Below are 17,121 nucleotides of genomic sequence, written 5' to 3'. Positions count from 1 at the left end.
GAATAAGATTAAATAGGGGATAAGATTTTAATTAGATATAAAATAGTTGATGTACAGGTGGTGATACTATGAATTATAAAAAGCTTCTAGAACTGATACTGGAAAATCTTGATGAAGGAATAATTGTAACAGATAATTCTGCTAAAATAACTTTTTACAAGGAGCCAGCCAAAAATATAACAGGTGTAGATTCAAAATTTGTAATAGGAAAAAATATATTGGATGTATTTCCTAATTTAAATGAAAACACTAGTACGTTTTACAATGTATTGAAAAATAAAAAACCACTTATAAATCACATTCAGCATTATGTTAATTATCAAGGTAAAAACATATCTATTCTTACATCAACTATACCAATTTACGAGAAAGGTGTACTTGTGGGTTGCTTTGAAATTTTTAAGGATCTCACTGAAGTTATGGAACTAACAGATAAAATAACAACATTGCAGGAAAAACTTTTTAAAGGCAGGCAAAATGAGGATGAGTACAAGGAAAATGGAACTAAATATGTAATAGAAAATATAATTGGAGTAAGTGAAGTGATATCAGAATTAAAAAAGAAAATATTAATGATAGCAAACAGTAGTTCTTCAGTACTTGTATATGGGGAAACAGGAACAGGAAAGGAATTATTAGTTCAATCAATACATAATGCAAGTAGTATTAGAAGAAACAGGCCCTTTATTGCTCAAAATTGTGCAGCAATACCAAATAATTTATTGGAATCTATATTATTTGGGACTGAAGCTGGGAGTTTTACAGGGGCTAAGGACAAGCCGGGTTTATTTGAATTAGCTGATGGAGGAACATTATTTTTAGATGAAATAAATTCAATGGATAATGAATTACAAGCGAAACTTTTAAGAGCCATACAAGATGGGGTAATCAGAAGGGTTGGAAGTTTAAAAACAAGAAAGGTAGATGTACGTATTATAGCTTCAACTAATGAGAACCCTGCAATTTTAGTAGAAAGGAAGCAATTAAGGTTAGACTTATATTATAGGCTAAATGTAATTTATTTTAAAATACCACCACTTCGTGAGAGAAAAGAAGATATAGAAGTACTTACAGATCATTTTATAAGATATTACAACAAAAAACTTTATAAACAGTTTAAAGGTGTTTCTTGTGAGGTTATGCAGCTTTTCAAAAAGTATTCCTGGCCAGGCAATATAAGAGAATTAGAACATGTAATCGAGAGTGCAATGAATATTGCATGTGGAGATTATATTACTTTAAATGATTTAGAACTATCAAACACCATTGACAGCATAAATATCAACGAATGTTGTTTAACTAAAAATTCATTTGAAATAGATTTGAATGAAGCTGTCAGTGAATATGAAAAAAATTTAATAATAAATGCAATTAGAAATTGTAATGGGAATTATTCTATGGCAGCGAGAACTCTTAAAATTCCAAAACAGACTTTACAAAATAAACTTAAAAAATATGATATTTCATTTGACAAAATCATAAGAAAAATAAAATAACGTTTGGACCAAAAATAATACAATAGCGTACCAATTTTGGTACGTTTTTTATTTTATATAAATTAACTACAGAAAAAATGGCATGGGTGCTAAGTTATTTAATTGGCATAGAAATTGCATCTACTAATTATTGAATATTTAAGTACAAAAAGGAGGGTATTTATGTCAGCACAACGAGAGCAATGGGGAAGCAGATTAGGATTTATTCTAGCAGCTATAGGAATGGCAGTCGGTACGGGCAATATCTGGAGATTTCCAAGGGTTGCGGGAACTAATGGAGGAGGTACATTTTTAGTAGCTTATTTGATTGCTAATCTTGTTTGGGCAGTACCAATCATTATGACTGAAATAGCAATAGGAAAACAAACACACTTAGGTACCATAGGTTCATTCAGAGATTTTGCTGGCAAAAAGAAGGCATGGCAGGGCGGATGGATAGGATGGGTTTGTGCAGCAATAACGTTTTATTATGTAGTGGTATTTGCATGGGCTATTAGATACTTTGTTTTTGCTGTTGATGGGTCTATTAGAGCTGATGCAGATACACAAGTTCTATGGGACAGGTTTATTGGAAGTCCATCTCAAACTATTTTATTCCAGATAATAGCACTAATAATTGCAGGTTTTATAATTTATAAAGGTGTTAAAGGTGGACTTGAAGTTGCAGGGAAAATAATGATTCCAGTACTATTTATATGTCTGATAATAGCAGCTGTTTGGTCATGTACAAAACCAGGAGCAAGTGTTGGTTTAGAGTTTTTATTTGTACCAAAATGGTCGGAACTTTTCAATTCAAAATTATGGCTTAATGCATTTACTCAGGCAGCTTGGTCTACAGGTGCTGGCTGGGGTATGATGGTAACATACGCTAATTACATGAAAAAGAATGAAGATATTGCAACAAATAGTTTTATGATTGTTTTTGGCGATATGTTGGGAGCAATAGCTGGAGGTTTAGCTGTTCTTCCTACTGTATTCGCATTGTCTGCATCTCAAGAGGCAGCTGTTGGAGCATTAAAAGCTGGTAACACAGGATTAACATTTATTTATTTAACAAAATTATTTACAACTATACCAGCAGGAAGAATTATTGCTATGTTATTTTTCTTAGCTTTAGCCCTTGCTGCCTTGACATCATTATTACCAATGATGGAAGTAATAGTTAAAAACTTTATAGATGCTGGTTACAATAGGAAAAGAGCTACAATAACAGTATTGATAATAACATTTATTTTTGGTTTACCATCTGCGTATAGTATAAACTTTTTAAATAACCAAGATTGGGTATGGGGAATAGGGTTGTTGTTCTGTGGTTTATTCTTTGCATTTACTGTTTATAAATTTGGAACCAATAAGTTCCTTGCTGAGCTAATAAACAAAACAAGTGATATTAAAGCTCCTGCCTGGTATTACAATACTTGTATAAGAATATACCCTATTATTTTAGTGGTACTTGTTGGTTGGTGGATAGCTCAAGCTATTGGATGGAGTGGAGAAAACTGGTGGAATCCAATAGCTGTTGACAACGTTGGTACGTTGGCTGTTCAAATAGTTGTATCTATAATTGTTTTCTATTTAGCTAATAATTGGCTGTCAAAATGGATTAAAGAAAAATCTGAATGGGTTTAATAGTATTGTCTTAAGAAGGGAGTTATTAGGATGAAAACTATAATTTATATGATTATTTTCTTGACTATTTTCATAGGTGGCTTTACTTACTTTGCAGTTAAAGCAGCAAAAATGGAGAAAAATAAAGAAAAAGAATAATAAAAGCTTTAGAGCCCTGAATCAATACTTTGGGGCTCTAAATGTATCTTAGAATCGCTGGAGGAGGTGATAGTTTGAAAAAAGGAATCGTATTTAACATACAAAGGTACTCAATTCATGATGGTCCAGGTATTAGAACAACAGTTTTTTTAAAAGGATGTCCTTTAAACTGTTTATGGTGTCACAATCCTGAAAGTAAAAGAAAATCAAGGGAGATATTTTTTTATAAAAATAGGTGTCTGAAATGTGGGATGTGCATAGCTATATGTCCACAAAATGCATTAAGTATTGAAAATAATGGTATTAAAACTGATAATAAAAAATGTATTTTTTGCGGGAGATGTGCTGCTGTTTGTAATACAAATGCTAGAGAAATTGTTGGTGTAGAAATGACTGATGATGAATTGATGAAAGAAATAAAGAAGGATTGTATTTTTTATGAGGAATCTGGTGGTGGGGTTACCTTTTCTGGAGGTGAGCCTTTATATCAATATGAGTTTTTAAAATTAATGCTAAAAAGGTGTAAATTAGCTGGTATACATACAGTATTGGACACATGTGGTTTTGTATCAGAAGAGGCTTTAATTGGAATTAGTGATTATGTAGATTTATTTCTGTATGATATTAAATTAATGGACGATGATAAACACAAAAAATATACAGGTGTTTCTAATGTGTTGATCTTAAATAATCTGAATAAATTAGATGAATTACAAAAGAAAATATTTATTAGAATACCAATAATCCCAGGTATAAATGATGATGAAAATATTGAAATGACAGGTAAGTTTTTAAATAAATTAAAAAGCATAGAAAAAGTATGCCTATTACCATATCACAAAATAGCTCTTGATAAATATAAGAGATTAAATTTAGATTATAACCTTGCTGACACAGAAGAACCCACAGAAGAAAAAATGGAACAGATAGCAGCAGTTTTTAAACAATATGTTAAAGATGTTGTGATTGGGGGTTGAAAAAATGAATGAAAGAATTAAAATTCTAAGACAAAAAAGTCTTGATGAAATACCTTGCATTTCACTTGAGAGAGCAGAAATTGTTACTGAAACATATCAAAAATATGAGGGTACTGTGTCTATTCCAGTACTTAGAGCTTTAGTTTTTAAAGAATTAATGGAGAAAAAGACTATATGTATTAACGAAGGTGAGTTAATAGTTGGAGAAAGAGGACCATCTCCAAAATCAACACCAACTTATCCTGAATTATGTTGCCATACTTTAGAGGACCTAGAGATTATCAACTCAAGAGAAAAAATCTCTTTTAAAGTTCACGATAAAGAAAGAAAAATACAAGCAGAAAAAATAATTCCATATTGGGAAAAACGGGCAATACGAAGTAAGATATTTAAAGAAATGTCTAGAGAATGGAAGGAATGCTATGAAAGTGGAGTATTTACGGAGTTTATGGAACAAAGAGCCCCAGGTCATACTGTTGCAGATGATAAAATTTACAAGAAAGGATTTTTAGATTTTAAAAAAGACATTGAACAGGAATTAGAAAAAATTGACTATTTAAATGATATAGATGCCTATGATAAAAAAGAAGAATTAAATGCAATGCTAATTTGTGCAGATGCAATTATTAAATTTGCCCAACGTCACTCTGAATTAGCAAAGGAAATGGCAAAATTAGAGAAGGATGAAAAGAGAAAAGCAGAGCTTTTTAGAATTGCTGAAGTTTGTGAAAATGTACCTGCAAATGCACCACGCAATTTTTGGGAGGCCCTGCAAGCATATTGGTTTGTTCATTTAGGAGTGATAACTGAACTTAATACTTGGGACTCTTTTTGTCCAGGCAGATTAGATCAGCATTTATATTCCTTCTACAAAAATGATATTGAGAACGGAATTTTAACTGAAGATGAAGCAAAAGAATTACTTGAACTTTTTTGGATAAAGTTTAACAATCAACCAGCTCCTCCGAAAGTAGGAGTAACCTTAAAGGAAAGTGGAACCTATACTGATTTTTGCAATATTAATAATGGTGGTTTGAAGATTGATGGCTCAGATGGTGTTAATGAATTGTCATATTTGATTTTAGATGTAATTGATGAGATGAGGCTGTTGCAGCCAAGTTCAAATATTCAACTAAGTCGAAAAAATCCGGACAAATTTTTGAAGAAAGCATGTGAAATAATAAGTAAAGGATGGGGACAGCCCTCTGTATTTAATGCGGATTCTGTTGTAGAAGAACTTTTAAGGCAAGGCAAGAGTATCGAAGATGCCAGGTGTGGAGGTACAAGTGGTTGTGTTGAAACTGGTGCATTTGGAAAGGAAGCATATATTTTAACGGGGTATATAAATCTTGTTAAAATTCTTGAGATAACATTGAATAACGGGGTAGATCCTAGAAGAGGTGTGAAAATAGGAATAGAAACAGGTGATCCTAGAAACTTTAAGACATTTGAAGAACTATTTAATGCTTATAAAAAACAGCTGCATCATTTTATAGATATTAAAATAAAGGGAAATAATATTATAGAAAAGTTATATTCTAAATATATGCCATCACCATTTTTGTCTATAATCATAAGTGATTGTATAAAAAACGGAAAAGACTACAACTCTGGTGGAGCAAGATATAATACTAATTATATACAAGGAGTAGGAATTGGTACTCTTACTGATAGCCTGTCTTCAATTAAATATCATGTTTATGATAACAAGAATATTTCTATGGATGAGCTATTAGATGCCCTAGCATGTAATTTTGAAGGAAAAGAAATAATCAGACAGATGCTTTTAAACAAAACACCCAAATATGGAAATGATAATGATTATGCTGATAATATTATGCAGGATGCATTTAATGCATACTTTAATGAAGTAAATGGAAGAAAAACTATTAGGGGAGGAGTTTATAGAATAAACATGCTTCCTACAACATGCCACGTATATTTTGGTTCGGTTACAGGGGCTACACCAGATGGAAGAAAAGCATGGCAGCCTCAGTCTGAAGGAATTTCACCTGTTCAAGGAGCTGACAGATTGGGTCCAACCTCAGTTATTAAATCTGCTGCAAAAATGGATCATATCAGAACTGGTGGAACTCTATTAAATCAAAAATTTTCTCCAGAACTAGTTAAGAATGGTGAAGGAATAGAAAAACTGGCACATCTAATAAGGGCATACTTTAAAATGGATGGTCATCATATACAGTTTAACGTAGTAAATGCACAAACCCTTAAAAAAGCTCAAAAAAAATCCTAATGAGTATAGGGATTTGATAGTTCGTGTAGCCGGATATAGTGACTATTTTTGTGATTTAAGTGAGTCTTTGCAAAATGAAATAATTGAAAGAACTGAACATAAATCTTTCTAAGAAGACTTTAAATAGCTTTCTTTTGTCTATAAATTCAGAAGTTACAAGATAAAAAAGAATATACTAATCTGATGCTTCTTAAACATCAGATTAGTATATCATCTATTACTATATTCAAAGAATTCATTAAATCAACGGTTGTTGGGGAAGTAAAATTACCAGTATTATCCGTAATAATGTTAATAACAGGTCTTTCAGGAAAACCTTTATTTTGATGCAAAACAAAGGCTAATCTTCCGTCGGATAGTCTTACTCCTACGCCATCTGGATATATGCAAATACAATTTCTAAAGGCATTAACAAGTTCTGTATTAAAAAATGTTCCTGATTTGGAAAGTATATATTCATAGGTTTCGTTTGGTTTAAAAGCCTTTTTATATGAGCGTACATTAATTAAGGCATCATAAACATCACAAATTGTAACTAGTTGAGAAAAAAAGTCAATTTGTTTACCTTTTAATCCTCTTGGATAACCACTACCATCATATTTTTCATGATGATTTAAAGCAATCAGCATGGAAGCATGGTCTATACCTTTTGTACTGTTGAGTATTTTAAAGCCATATAATGTATGCTTTTGAATTAATTTAAACTCATCGTCAGTTAGTTTACTTGCCTTTTTAAGTATTTTCTCATCAATATAAGTTTTTCCTATATCATGAAGTAAAGCGCCTGTTCCAAGTATTATTTGTTCAGTTTCTGATAAATTAAAGTATTCACCAAGGATTATAGATAGAAAGCATGTATTTATGCTATGAATATATGTATAATTATCTTTTAGTTTGATAGTTTCTAATAATTTTGAAGGGAAGGCAGTAGAACTTTTAACGTAATTGAGTATATCTACAACCACCGTTTCTATTTCTTCAGAATCAATCGTTTCGGAATTTATCACTTTATTATATATATTTGATACAAGGTTGATACTTTTATCTTTAAGTTGGGAAAAATCCTCTATATCTACAGAAGTCTGAGAATATAAGTTATCCTTTATAAATATTTTTTTAATACCTGTTGATATAATTTTATCTATATAAGAAGATGATAGAACTGTACCTTCACTAAGTAGAACAATACCATCAGAAGTAACTATAGGTCTGGCTAAGATATCTCCATTCTTTGAGTCTTCAATTCTTATGTATCTCACAAAAATCACCTAATTTAATAATACTTTAATAACATATTACAAAATATATACAGTCAAGTCAATAAATACTACACAATAAAAGGGCAATGCCCTTAATTACAATTAATATAATGTATAACTTCTTTATATGATATGGGTTCTATATCTATCAGTCTTTCACAATTAAATTTAAAAAATTCTTCCAGTTTGGTATTAGGGACGAAATAGATGTTTTTGTGAATAGGTAAATTTGGTAAAGCTAAAATACAACTTATTTTATACCATTTATCTTTAAGTTTAATTATCTCTGATTCATCAATGTGACAGTGGTAATAGTATATATCGATATCATCCATATAGGATATCCCTTCATGCATCCACAATCCCCCAATATATTGTTATTAGTTTAGTATATTTTAAATAAGAGTGAAATGTTACAAAAGAAAAGGTGTTTTTATTAATAAAACAAATAGAATATATTAACTATTTTATTAAATTATATAAAAATTTCAAATAGTATTGTATAAGTTAATGAAAATTGGACATCATAGATAATGAAGGCTCAAGGAACCCACCTTGAGATGGAAACAAAGGTTTCCATAAACAGAACCCCCCATCCCCCTTATGGCCGGAAATCCGGCCCTGTTTTTTTGCAGTAATAACAGAAAAACATCCATCTTACTCAATGATTTAAAAATGGATGTTAATTCAAGGGTAATTTGTAGCTGTTATTGTTTTATGTTAAAGTCTTTCAAATGAATATTCCAATATCTATCAAAATAATAATAGGTATTTATTTTTTTAATATTTCTTTCATCTGTTGATTTAATTATTCCTTGTGAAACAAATATAGGGCCTTCGTAAGCTTCATCAAAATCTAAATCAGTGTAGTAAAAGCTTAACTCCAGGTGATTCTTTGCAAGAAAAGTTTTAACTGAATTATTGTAGCTTAATATATATTTTCCATTTATAGATTTGATATTTAAAAGTTTTTCTAGTTCTGCAGAGTAAAAGGACTGGTGAATAACATTACTTTGTAATGTATATATGTACATTTCCTGTTTATCTTCTTTTGTTATAAAAAGTAAGAAATCATCTTTTTTATCGTTATTGACATCATCAATCTGTGTTGTAAATTCCTCAGCTTTAAAGTTTAATTCATAGGTATATTTTGTTTTTTCATCTATTATTCTAAGGTAATATTCTTTATCGTTAGATTTATATATCTGTAAATATTCAATAGTATTGTCACCATCAAAATCCCCAGGGGAGGAAAACAGTATACGATGTTTAGATATATTATTAAATGTTATTTTTTCTTGTAAGAATATATATTTGCAACTTAAAAAAGTAAATATCGATAAAAATATAACTGCTAACACTTTCTTCATAGCACAACCTCCTATGAATAGTATTAGCAGAAATATATAAATTATTTAATAATGTTAATACTTGTTATTTTATATTCTGGTTTTTTTGTATCATATTTTGATAATTTTAGTGTAATTTTATAAGTTACAAGGTTTTCGTTATTGTTTGAGATACTTTTTGTTCTCATTATATAGGAACATTCAGATGGAATTTCATGACCATAATATTTAGCACTAGTCAATAAACAGTCCAAAAAACTACCCTTTGAAAGTTTTGAAACATGTTTATTTTCAGCATCCATAGAAGATGTTTCAACGTCCATTTTTTCAATGTAGGATACGATGTTTGATATTACAGTTTTTCCAAGATTTAAAGAGGATGGTGCCATATATGGATATAACTTGCCAAATTTAGTTGATAGATAAGTATATTTTATTTCGCTGTTATTTTTGGAACCCAGCATAAGTATATTGGATTTATCAACAGGAGATTTAAATGTTCCATAGAATGAATATCTGCCAGAGGCAATTCGTTCTGTTTCTCCATTTGCATATTTAAATATATGAAGTATAGGTCCTTGTTGATCTGATGATTGTAAGATTACCTCAGAAGTACCATCATTATTAATATCTTCAAGGGTAATTTTTATAGGCCAATCCTTAGAAAAATATCCTAAAGTCTTTATTGCAGGATCAGCTTCAAGAGAATGGGCGATGCCGTCAGGTGACATTATGGTAACTGAATATTTTCCAGTATCACTGTCGGTATTCAATATAATAGAATCAGATTTACCGTCATTATCAAGATCAACATGATAGGTTTTTGCTGGTGTTACATTGCTGATTGTCTGTTGTGCTTTAATACTAATTATAAGTATTGCCGAAACAATAATTATTAAAAGTACGATTGCAGCCCATATAAGCTGTTGTTTTTTGACTATATACACTTTTAATTTCATGATTTCACCTCCACTAAATTATATGAATTTCAAAAAAAAAATATTTGTAAAAATAGAAAATAAACAAATAAATTGTGTTTAATTTATTAAAATGTGAACAAATTAAAGATAAGCAGTAGATATGAAAATTGTTAGTGTTTTAACCTGCATTATATATTATAATACCTTTGAGGAGGGAATTATTATGAAAAGATTGGTTTCGATTTTTTTAGTATTCTTTATGACTTTTTCTTTAAATGGATGTAATAAGAAGGAGGAAAAAGATAAAAATAAGACTACTATTAAAATGGCAACTTTTTACTCAGAAAAAGATCAGGGAAGTATATATAAAGAAATAGTTAAGGAATATGAAAAACAAAATCCAGATGTAAAGGTAGAATTAATCACTGATTTTAGTGAAGAAACAAAAATAAATGAAACTCTATCACAAAAGGGCGATATAGATATTATTGGATTAAAAAGGACTCAGTTGATTGAATTTTCTAAATCAGGTTATTTGCATGATCTGTCCAAGATTGTTGAGAGTGGTGATTTAACTAATAGATTATACAAAATATGTTTAGCTTATGGAAAATATAATGGTAAGGTTTATGGTATAGGAGATATGCCAAATACAATTGAATTATTCTATAACGTTGATATGTTTAAAAAATATGGCTTTAATGAACCTAGTGATTTTAACGAACTTATGAATTTATGTAAGAAATTCAATAGCAAAAAAATAAATCCAATAACCATTGGAGCAATGGATGGTTGGACTTTGACGACACTATTCGGTATGATTACTGCACAGACATCTGGGATTACAGAGCTAACTTCCATATACGACTCTGACATTAAATCCTTTGAGAAGGTTAAAGGTATAAATCAGGCTTTTGATTTATATGGAAAAATAGTTTCTCAAGGTATATCAAAAGATAGTATTGATATAAATTATAAACAAAGTGTAGACGATTTCATAAAGGGAAAAGCGGCGATGCTTCCTGCGGGTTCCTGGACAGTAAATTTAATTGAGAAATCAAAACCTGCTGGTTTCAGATATGATGTATTTGAAATGCCAATTAAATTTATTGATAATCCTGTATCTATGGTAAGTGGAACTGGAGGACAAATATTAAGTATACCTTCAAATTCCAAAAATAAAGATAAAGCAGAGAAATTTCTTCAATTTTTGTTTTCAGAGGATGCACAAAAAATTATTACTCAAAAGGGATATTTTGCACCTTTAATGTCTGCTAATGTTGGTGAAAATAAGCTTAAAAGTAAAATCAAAACTCATTTAGAGATATGCGATGATAATTCAATTATGATTATGGATAATATGGATGAAAAGATGACTGAACACACTACAAGGGTATTACAAGAAATCTTAGAAGGAAGGGTAAAATCATCTGAGGCATGGGAAAGAATATTAAAGGCTACATTTAAAAAATAAAAGAGGAAGTTATTTTCTTCCTCTTTCTTTGCATTTTGGACATAAGCCATAAAAATACAGTTGATGAGTATCTACAGAGTAATCTGTGTAATTTTCAATCTCTTTGTTTAAAAACGTGAAATTAACCCCTTCAACATCATCTACTCTACCACAGGATAAGCAGAAAATATGTGGATGAGAGTCAACATTAGCATCAAATCTGAAATTATCCTCACCAACGTTAAGTTCTTGAACCAAATTAAGTTCAATTAAAGTTTTTAGTGTTTTATATACAGTAGCAAGACTCATTGTAGGATAGTCTTCTTTTAATTCTTCATAAATGCTTTCTGCAGAAGGGTGATTTTTAGTAGATTTTAAATATTTATATATAGCATATCTTTGCGGAGTTAATTTTAAATTTTTTTCTTTAAATAATAAATTCAAGTCTTTCATCTATATCACCTATACAATCTTATTTATCATTAGTTTATTACTATCTTTTAATTAAGTCAATTGTTTTTAGTTTTTTCATTTTTGAATATAACAAATATTAACATAGCAAAGGTAGTAAGCGATAGTGGTATTGTGTAATTTCTAATATATCTTTTTACAGTTCTTAGTGTTCGTATGTTTCCAGAAAGGAAGTCTAAATTGTAACATTCATCACCTATAAAAGATAATAAAAATTTCCCAGAATTTTTAATAGAATCGTTAGGATTGTATCTGTTTGTTTGATTATTTGATGATATTGAAATAAAGTTATTTGAACTATCGGTATAAATATTTTTAGAGTTAATTTGGAGATTGTTTCTAGTCATAAAATATTGAATAGTCTTACTTAAATTCCTTAGGTTTTTATTATAGTCCATATAGTACCTATCGTTTTTGCCTAAGCTATCTAAAACAATAACATCTGCATCCTTGTATTTGTTAAGCAACTTTTCCAGACCGTTTTTATTTTGCATGTAGCCGGATAGAAAAGAAAATGTAATTGTACGATCAGGTTGAACAGATTTTTGCTCTTGTATTATCTTTATTGTTTCCAATAGAATAGACAATGTAACATTATGTTCTTTTATATCAATTGATGCATTGTCAGGACTTTTATAAACTGGATCAAAAAAACAAGCAATAATCAAAGGTTTATAAGAGGCATTTCTTCCCTTAATTGTAATATATACGTTTCTGAGTTTAGAAATTTGAATACTTCCACCAGTTTTAACTTTAATTATATAGTTTTTATTGGAAAAATCTCGAAGCTCATTAAAAACTTTTTGAGACACAATAAGTTTAGATAAGCCTAATTTATTTACTTGTTTGTTTATACTAAAAATTTCATAGAGTCCAGAGTTAGTTTTGAGATCTGATGTGGAGGAGGGTGATATTACCCCTGAGACACCCTGAGACATTAGTTTTGTATCAATTACAGAAATTTCATTATTGGATTTAAAATTGTATCCATCGAATAACAATATTTTATTAAACTTAGAATAGTAGTTTTCTAAATTAGTTAAATATGTGGCTTTGCTTTTAACGACACCAGTAGAAATTTCACCCCTGAAATCATCAAAAAATCAGTACCGTATTCATATTTTCTGATAGTTCTTCCATATCGTGATAGAATCTCTAGTTGAGACTGAAATTTAATAGATGGAGCAGTAATTTCCCAATCATCATATGATATTGCTGTGTTATCAGGATTATAGTTGATTTTTTCTAAGATTTTCAAAATATTTTGCGACGTATTTTCAATATATGATTGATAATCAGGGCTTTCATTCCAGGTTTGGGATAATTTGTTCTGATAATTTAATACACCTTTACTAGAAAAAACATCGTTTTTGAAGTTCTCGCCAAGGTTTGCTATAAGTATTATGATAACCATGAAAACAATAATGAATATATAATAAAGTTTACCTGTATATCTTTGCATGCTATTCACTCCCAGTTATATTATACCAGTTTATTAGTGAAGTATAAATCTTAAAAATCTTTTTACTAATATTTATATTCTTTTATTTTGATTTAATTAAAAAAAGACCAGATGTTAACTGGTCTAATTTCTTATTCATTTAATTGCAACATTTCTAGTCTATACTTGCTTATTTTATTATTTGATTCTTCCAACAAGGCACTTAATTCAGAGATATTTCCATGTTCTAAAAGTTCATTGAATTTGTTCTGAATTTCAGTTGAATCAGAAATTCTACCAAGTGAATAGAGAGTAATTATGTTATCCAATATATCTGAAATAATATTTGATTTAATTTCAAACAAAGTTTGTGCCTCTACTATTTCTTCTTTTATTTGTGACATTTCCTGATCTAAAAGAAATGCAAGTTCTCCAGCTTTTTTAAGTCTTTCTTTGATATTTTCAGGTATACTTTGTTTATATTTATAATTCAATGAATGTTCAATAGTCGCCCAAAAATTCATACCTAGTGTTCGAATTTGTATTTCAGCTAAAATTTCTTTTTCGCCTTCAGCTGTCTGAACTGGATATTTAATTATTATATGGTAGCTTCTATATCCACTTTCTTTTTTATTCTTTACATAATCTTTTTCATATATTATATTTAGGTCTTTACCATTCCTTTGATGAATTATTTGTACTACTTTATAAATGTCCTCAACAAACTGGCACATAATACGAATACCAGCAATATCTTCCATTTCATCGTATATTCTATTTAGTGGAATGTCTAATTTTTTTGATTTTTCAAGAATGCTAGAAACTTCTTTTACACGACCGGTAACAAACTCTATTGGGGAATATTCGTTTTTACTTCGAAATTGTTTTCTTATGCTTTTGAATTTGACTTTTAATTCCTCAACAGCTTGTTCGTAAGGGATTAAAAATTCTTTCCAATCTTTGATTAGCATCTCCCCCACGCTCCTTTCTGCCAATTTTTTAAAAGCATATAAAGTTATTGCCATATAAAATATACCATTAGTTCAGTCAAAAAACAATTATTGATTTTTAAAAAATAAAGCATGCAGAAGTCTTTCTGCATGCTTTAAAATTACATTTTTTCAACAACCTCTATACCTAGGAGAGAGAGGGCATTTTTTATTGTTACTGTAGTAGCTTCCACAAGATTTAATCTTGCTGCCTTTAGGGTATCATCATCACATGACATAATTGGATACTGGTTATAAAACTTATTAAAGGCTTTTGCAACATCTACAATATATCTAGTAACAATTGATGGTTCATATTTTTCAATTGCAAAAAGAATGTTTTCGTTGAATTGAGAAATAAGTTTAACTAATTCAAATTCATCTTTTGATTTTAACTTACTATAGTCAGCTTTAGAGTTAAATCCTTCAGCTTTTCTTAAAATGCTCCTGCCTCTTGCATATGAATATTGTACATATGGACCTGTTTCACCATCAAAATTAATTATATCATCCCAACTGAATATGATATCCCTTTCACGATTATTTTTTAAATAGGTGAATAAAACAGCACCTATACCTATTTTTTCAGCAACTAATTCTTTATTTTCAAGGTTTGGATTCTTTTCTTCTATTAGTTTTAAAGAACGTGAAACAGCTTCATCTAAAAGCTCATCAAGAAAAACAACATCACCTTTTCTGGTAGAAAGCTTTTTATCTTCAAATTTTACAAGACCAAATCCAACATGAACACAATCATCAGCCCATTGATAACCCATTAACTCTAACGTTTTAAACACTTGTTTGAAATGCAGAGCTTGTGGAGTTCCAACTACATAGATGTTTTTATGAAAATTGTAAGTATTATGTCTATAAATAGCTGCTGCAAGGTCACGGGTAGCATATATCGTTGCACCATCTGATTTCATAACTATGCAAGGAGGCATGTTGAAGTCGCTAAGGTCAACAACTAAAGCTCCTTTACTTTCAGTTAAAAGGTTTTTTTGCTTTAGCTCTTCAACTAAAGAATCGATTTTATCATTATAAAAACTTTCTCCAGCATAAGAATCAAATTTGACATTTAATCTTTCATAGAGTTTATTAAATTCTTTTAAGCTCAAATCTTTGATTTTTTGCCAAAGAATTCTTTCTTTTTCGCAACCATCTTCGAGCATTTTAAAACGTTGTCTTGCACATTCTTCTAAGGTAGGGTCTTTTTCGGCTTCATCGTGAAATTTAACGTATATTCTTAATAATTCTTTTATAGCATCCCTTTCAAGGGCTTCTTCATCTACCCATTTTTCAATAGCCACAATAAGTTTTCCAAACTGAGTGCCCCAATCGCCAAGATGATTTATACCAATACAGTTGTATCCCTGCGAAGATAATATTTTATAAAGGGAATTCCCAATAGCTGTTGAGCAAAGGTGACCAACATGAAAAGGTTTTGCAATATTAGGTGATGAAAATTCAACAATAACATTTTTTCCATTACCTATATCTGAATAACCGAATTTATCCTTTTCCTCCAGTGCTTTTTTTATTGTTACTTCATTTAATGTAGCTTTGCCTACAAAGAAATTTAAGTAACCTCCAACATTTTCGATTTTTTCAAATCCATTTGAGTTAATCGTAGTTTTCAATTCTTGTGCAATAATGTTAGGTGCTTTTCTCATTGTTTTAGCTAATTGAAAACAAGGAAAAGCATAATCTCCCATATCGGGCTGTGGTGGTTGTTCAATCAGTTTTTCTATTGTTTCAGTTTCTAAATTTGTCATTTCTTTTATTCGTTCTGCAATTACTTTTTTATAATCCATATAAACACCTCCATATATTTTTAGACAACAAAAAACCGTCTCTTTATATTATATAAAAGAGACGGAATATTCCGCGGTACCACTCTAATTGGCAATATAGCCACTCATTATGTTAACCCAAAAGGGGCATATCGTACTTGTGCAAAGCAGTTTCCGACAGCATCTCCAAGGCTCTTTTCTCAAAAGCTAACCCTACAGGCTTCCACCATTCCCTGCTCGCTTAAGGGGATTACTTTTGTTACTTTTCCTCTTCATCGATTTTAATATAAAAATTTCTTTAAATTATAATACATTTTTTGTATACATGCAATAGTATCAACTTTATTTTTTTACCCTGTTTTCCGTTCCGTTTAATAATCTTTTTATGTTAGTTCTATGTAGATATACAATGAATATTGATCCTATAAAGAGTGTAAAAAATACAACTGAAGGCCCATTTAAATAAAGAAATATAAATGAAGAAATAAAACAGGATATCATTGATGAAACGGATACATAATTAGTAATATGCTTTAGAACTTTCCAGGTTGCTAATGTTATGATGCCAACATAAAAATTAAGTCCGAAGACAATTCCTAAAAAAGAAGAGACTCCTTTGCCACCTTTAAATTTCAGGTAAATTGGGTAGCAGTGTCCTAATAAGCCTGCTATTCCTATCAGAGCAGATGTATTCATGTCATTTGTAAGTTTTCTATAAATAAAAACTGGTAAAAATACTTTTAATATATCAATGATAGAAACAGCAAAACCAGCTTTTTTACCTAGAATTCTTTCGGCATTTGTTGCTCCGATATTCTTTGAGCCATGATTCCTTATATCCGTATTGAAAAATACTTTACCAATAATTACTCCAGTTGGAAAAGAACCAATTAGATAAGCAAAAATTACAAGTAATAAAGTAGTCATATTTCATCTCCCTCATTATTTACGG

General features: G+C 29.9%; 14 protein-coding genes, 1 pseudogene and 1 other annotated feature. Of the genes and pseudogenes, 5 read left to right on the top strand and 10 right to left on the bottom strand.

Annotated elements, in window-relative coordinates; genetic code table 11:
• The first annotated feature begins 68 nt into the window (after nt 1-68).
• The 4 genes and pseudogenes from Q428_RS08935 to hypD all read left to right on the top strand — a co-directional run bounded on the left by Q428_RS08935 (nt 69) and on the right by hypD (nt 6,606).
• Entirely contained in the window at nt 69-1,496 is a 1,428-nt protein-coding gene (locus tag Q428_RS08935; RefSeq protein WP_035380180.1) for a sigma-54 interaction domain-containing protein, read from the top strand.
• Between the two features lie 162 nt (nt 1,497-1,658).
• Nucleotides 1,659-3,125, top strand: a complete 1,467-nt coding sequence (locus Q428_RS08930) for a sodium-dependent transporter (protein ID WP_035380178.1) — start codon at nt 1,659-1,661, stop codon at nt 3,123-3,125.
• A gap of 212 nt (nt 3,126-3,337) precedes the next feature.
• Nucleotides 3,338-4,240, top strand: a complete 903-nt coding sequence (locus tag Q428_RS08925; protein WP_035380177.1) for a trans-4-hydroxy-L-proline dehydratase activase — start codon at nt 3,338-3,340, stop codon at nt 4,238-4,240.
• 4 nt (nt 4,241-4,244) lie between these two features.
• Nucleotides 4,245-6,606, top strand: a pseudogene (gene hypD / locus Q428_RS08920) (trans-4-hydroxy-L-proline dehydratase).
• Nucleotides 6,607-6,691: 85 nt separating this feature from the next.
• Here the strand turns inward: hypD and Q428_RS08915 are convergent.
• The 4 genes from Q428_RS08915 to Q428_RS08900 all read right to left on the bottom strand — a co-directional run bounded on the left by Q428_RS08915 (nt 6,692) and on the right by Q428_RS08900 (nt 10,061).
• On the bottom strand, nt 6,692-7,753 hold the full coding sequence (locus Q428_RS08915; RefSeq protein ID WP_051515076.1) for an HD-GYP domain-containing protein: 1,062 nt from the start codon (nt 7,751-7,753) through the stop codon (nt 6,692-6,694).
• A gap of 92 nt (nt 7,754-7,845) precedes the next feature.
• Complete coding sequence (locus Q428_RS08910) at nt 7,846-8,109, bottom strand: hypothetical protein (RefSeq protein ID WP_035380175.1); 264 nt, start codon at nt 8,107-8,109, stop codon at nt 7,846-7,848.
• A gap of 351 nt (nt 8,110-8,460) precedes the next feature.
• Nucleotides 8,461-9,123 (bottom strand): hypothetical protein, encoded by a 663-nt coding sequence (locus Q428_RS08905; RefSeq protein WP_035380173.1) that lies wholly within the window; start codon nt 9,121-9,123, stop codon nt 8,461-8,463.
• A gap of 41 nt (nt 9,124-9,164) precedes the next feature.
• Nucleotides 9,165-10,061 (bottom strand): hypothetical protein, encoded by an 897-nt coding sequence (locus Q428_RS08900; RefSeq protein WP_035380171.1) that lies wholly within the window; start codon nt 10,059-10,061, stop codon nt 9,165-9,167.
• A 184-nt stretch (nt 10,062-10,245) separates the two neighbouring features.
• On the opposite strand from Q428_RS08900, the gene Q428_RS08895 reads away from it, so the two are divergent.
• Nucleotides 10,246-11,496: an ABC transporter substrate-binding protein gene (locus Q428_RS08895; RefSeq protein WP_035380169.1), complete on the top strand. Its 1,251-nt coding sequence runs from the start codon at nt 10,246-10,248 to the stop codon at nt 11,494-11,496.
• A 9-nt stretch (nt 11,497-11,505) separates the two neighbouring features.
• On the opposite strand, the gene perR is transcribed toward Q428_RS08895, so the two are convergent.
• The 6 genes from perR to plsY all read right to left on the bottom strand — a co-directional run bounded on the left by perR (nt 11,506) and on the right by plsY (nt 17,096).
• Nucleotides 11,506-11,928 carry a transcriptional regulator PerR gene (gene perR / locus Q428_RS08890; RefSeq protein ID WP_035380167.1) on the bottom strand — a complete coding sequence of 141 codons (423 nt, stop codon included), beginning with the start codon at nt 11,926-11,928 and terminating at the stop codon, nt 11,506-11,508.
• Nucleotides 11,929-11,984: 56 nt separating this feature from the next.
• Nucleotides 11,985-12,758: a zinc-binding metallopeptidase family protein gene (locus tag Q428_RS08885; protein WP_152539103.1), complete on the bottom strand. Its 774-nt coding sequence runs from the start codon at nt 12,756-12,758 to the stop codon at nt 11,985-11,987.
• 227 nt (nt 12,759-12,985) lie between these two features.
• Nucleotides 12,986-13,408 (bottom strand): hypothetical protein, encoded by a 423-nt coding sequence (locus Q428_RS08880; RefSeq protein ID WP_035380163.1) that lies wholly within the window; start codon nt 13,406-13,408, stop codon nt 12,986-12,988.
• Between the two features lie 131 nt (nt 13,409-13,539).
• Nucleotides 13,540-14,358 (bottom strand): GTP diphosphokinase, encoded by an 819-nt coding sequence (yjbM, locus tag Q428_RS08875; RefSeq protein WP_035380206.1) that lies wholly within the window; start codon nt 14,356-14,358, stop codon nt 13,540-13,542.
• Between the two features lie 140 nt (nt 14,359-14,498).
• Nucleotides 14,499-16,190: an arginine--tRNA ligase gene (argS, locus tag Q428_RS08870; protein WP_035380161.1), complete on the bottom strand. Its 1,692-nt coding sequence runs from the start codon at nt 16,188-16,190 to the stop codon at nt 14,499-14,501.
• 54 nt (nt 16,191-16,244) lie between these two features.
• Nucleotides 16,245-16,454: a binding site (T-box leader), on the bottom strand.
• 57 nt (nt 16,455-16,511) lie between these two features.
• Complete coding sequence (gene plsY / locus Q428_RS08865; protein WP_035380159.1) at nt 16,512-17,096, bottom strand: glycerol-3-phosphate 1-O-acyltransferase PlsY; 585 nt, start codon at nt 17,094-17,096, stop codon at nt 16,512-16,514.
• Nucleotides 17,097-17,121 lie beyond the last annotated feature (25 nt).

Source organism: Fervidicella metallireducens AeB (genome assembly GCF_000601455.1).
Lineage (GTDB): Bacteria > Bacillota > Clostridia > Clostridiales > Caloramatoraceae > Fervidicella > Fervidicella metallireducens.
This window is presented reverse-complemented; position numbering and strand designations above follow the sequence as displayed.

Bases quoted from the DNA above. Each gene is read 5' to 3' on its own strand.
- Q428_RS08935 (WP_035380180.1), top strand. From the start codon at position 69: ATGAATTATAAAAAGCTTCTAGAACTGATACTGGAAAATCTTGATGAA.
- Q428_RS08930 (WP_035380178.1), top strand. From the start codon at position 1,659: ATGTCAGCACAACGAGAGCAATGGGGAAGCAGATTAGGATTTATTCTA.
- Q428_RS08910 (WP_035380175.1), bottom strand. From the start codon at position 8,109: ATGCATGAAGGGATATCCTATATGGATGATATCGATATATACTATTAC.
- Q428_RS08905 (WP_035380173.1), bottom strand. From the start codon at position 9,123: ATGAAGAAAGTGTTAGCAGTTATATTTTTATCGATATTTACTTTTTTA.
- Q428_RS08900 (WP_035380171.1), bottom strand. From the start codon at position 10,061: ATGAAATTAAAAGTGTATATAGTCAAAAAACAACAGCTTATATGGGCT.
- Q428_RS08895 (WP_035380169.1), top strand. From the start codon at position 10,246: ATGAAAAGATTGGTTTCGATTTTTTTAGTATTCTTTATGACTTTTTCT.
- perR (WP_035380167.1), bottom strand. From the start codon at position 11,928: ATGAAAGACTTGAATTTATTATTTAAAGAAAAAAATTTAAAATTAACT.
- Q428_RS08880 (WP_035380163.1), bottom strand. From the start codon at position 13,408: ATGCAAAGATATACAGGTAAACTTTATTATATATTCATTATTGTTTTC.
- yjbM (WP_035380206.1), bottom strand. From the start codon at position 14,358: ATGCTAATCAAAGATTGGAAAGAATTTTTAATCCCTTACGAACAAGCT.
- argS (WP_035380161.1), bottom strand. From the start codon at position 16,190: ATGGATTATAAAAAAGTAATTGCAGAACGAATAAAAGAAATGACAAAT.
- plsY (WP_035380159.1), bottom strand. From the start codon at position 17,096: ATGACTACTTTATTACTTGTAATTTTTGCTTATCTAATTGGTTCTTTT.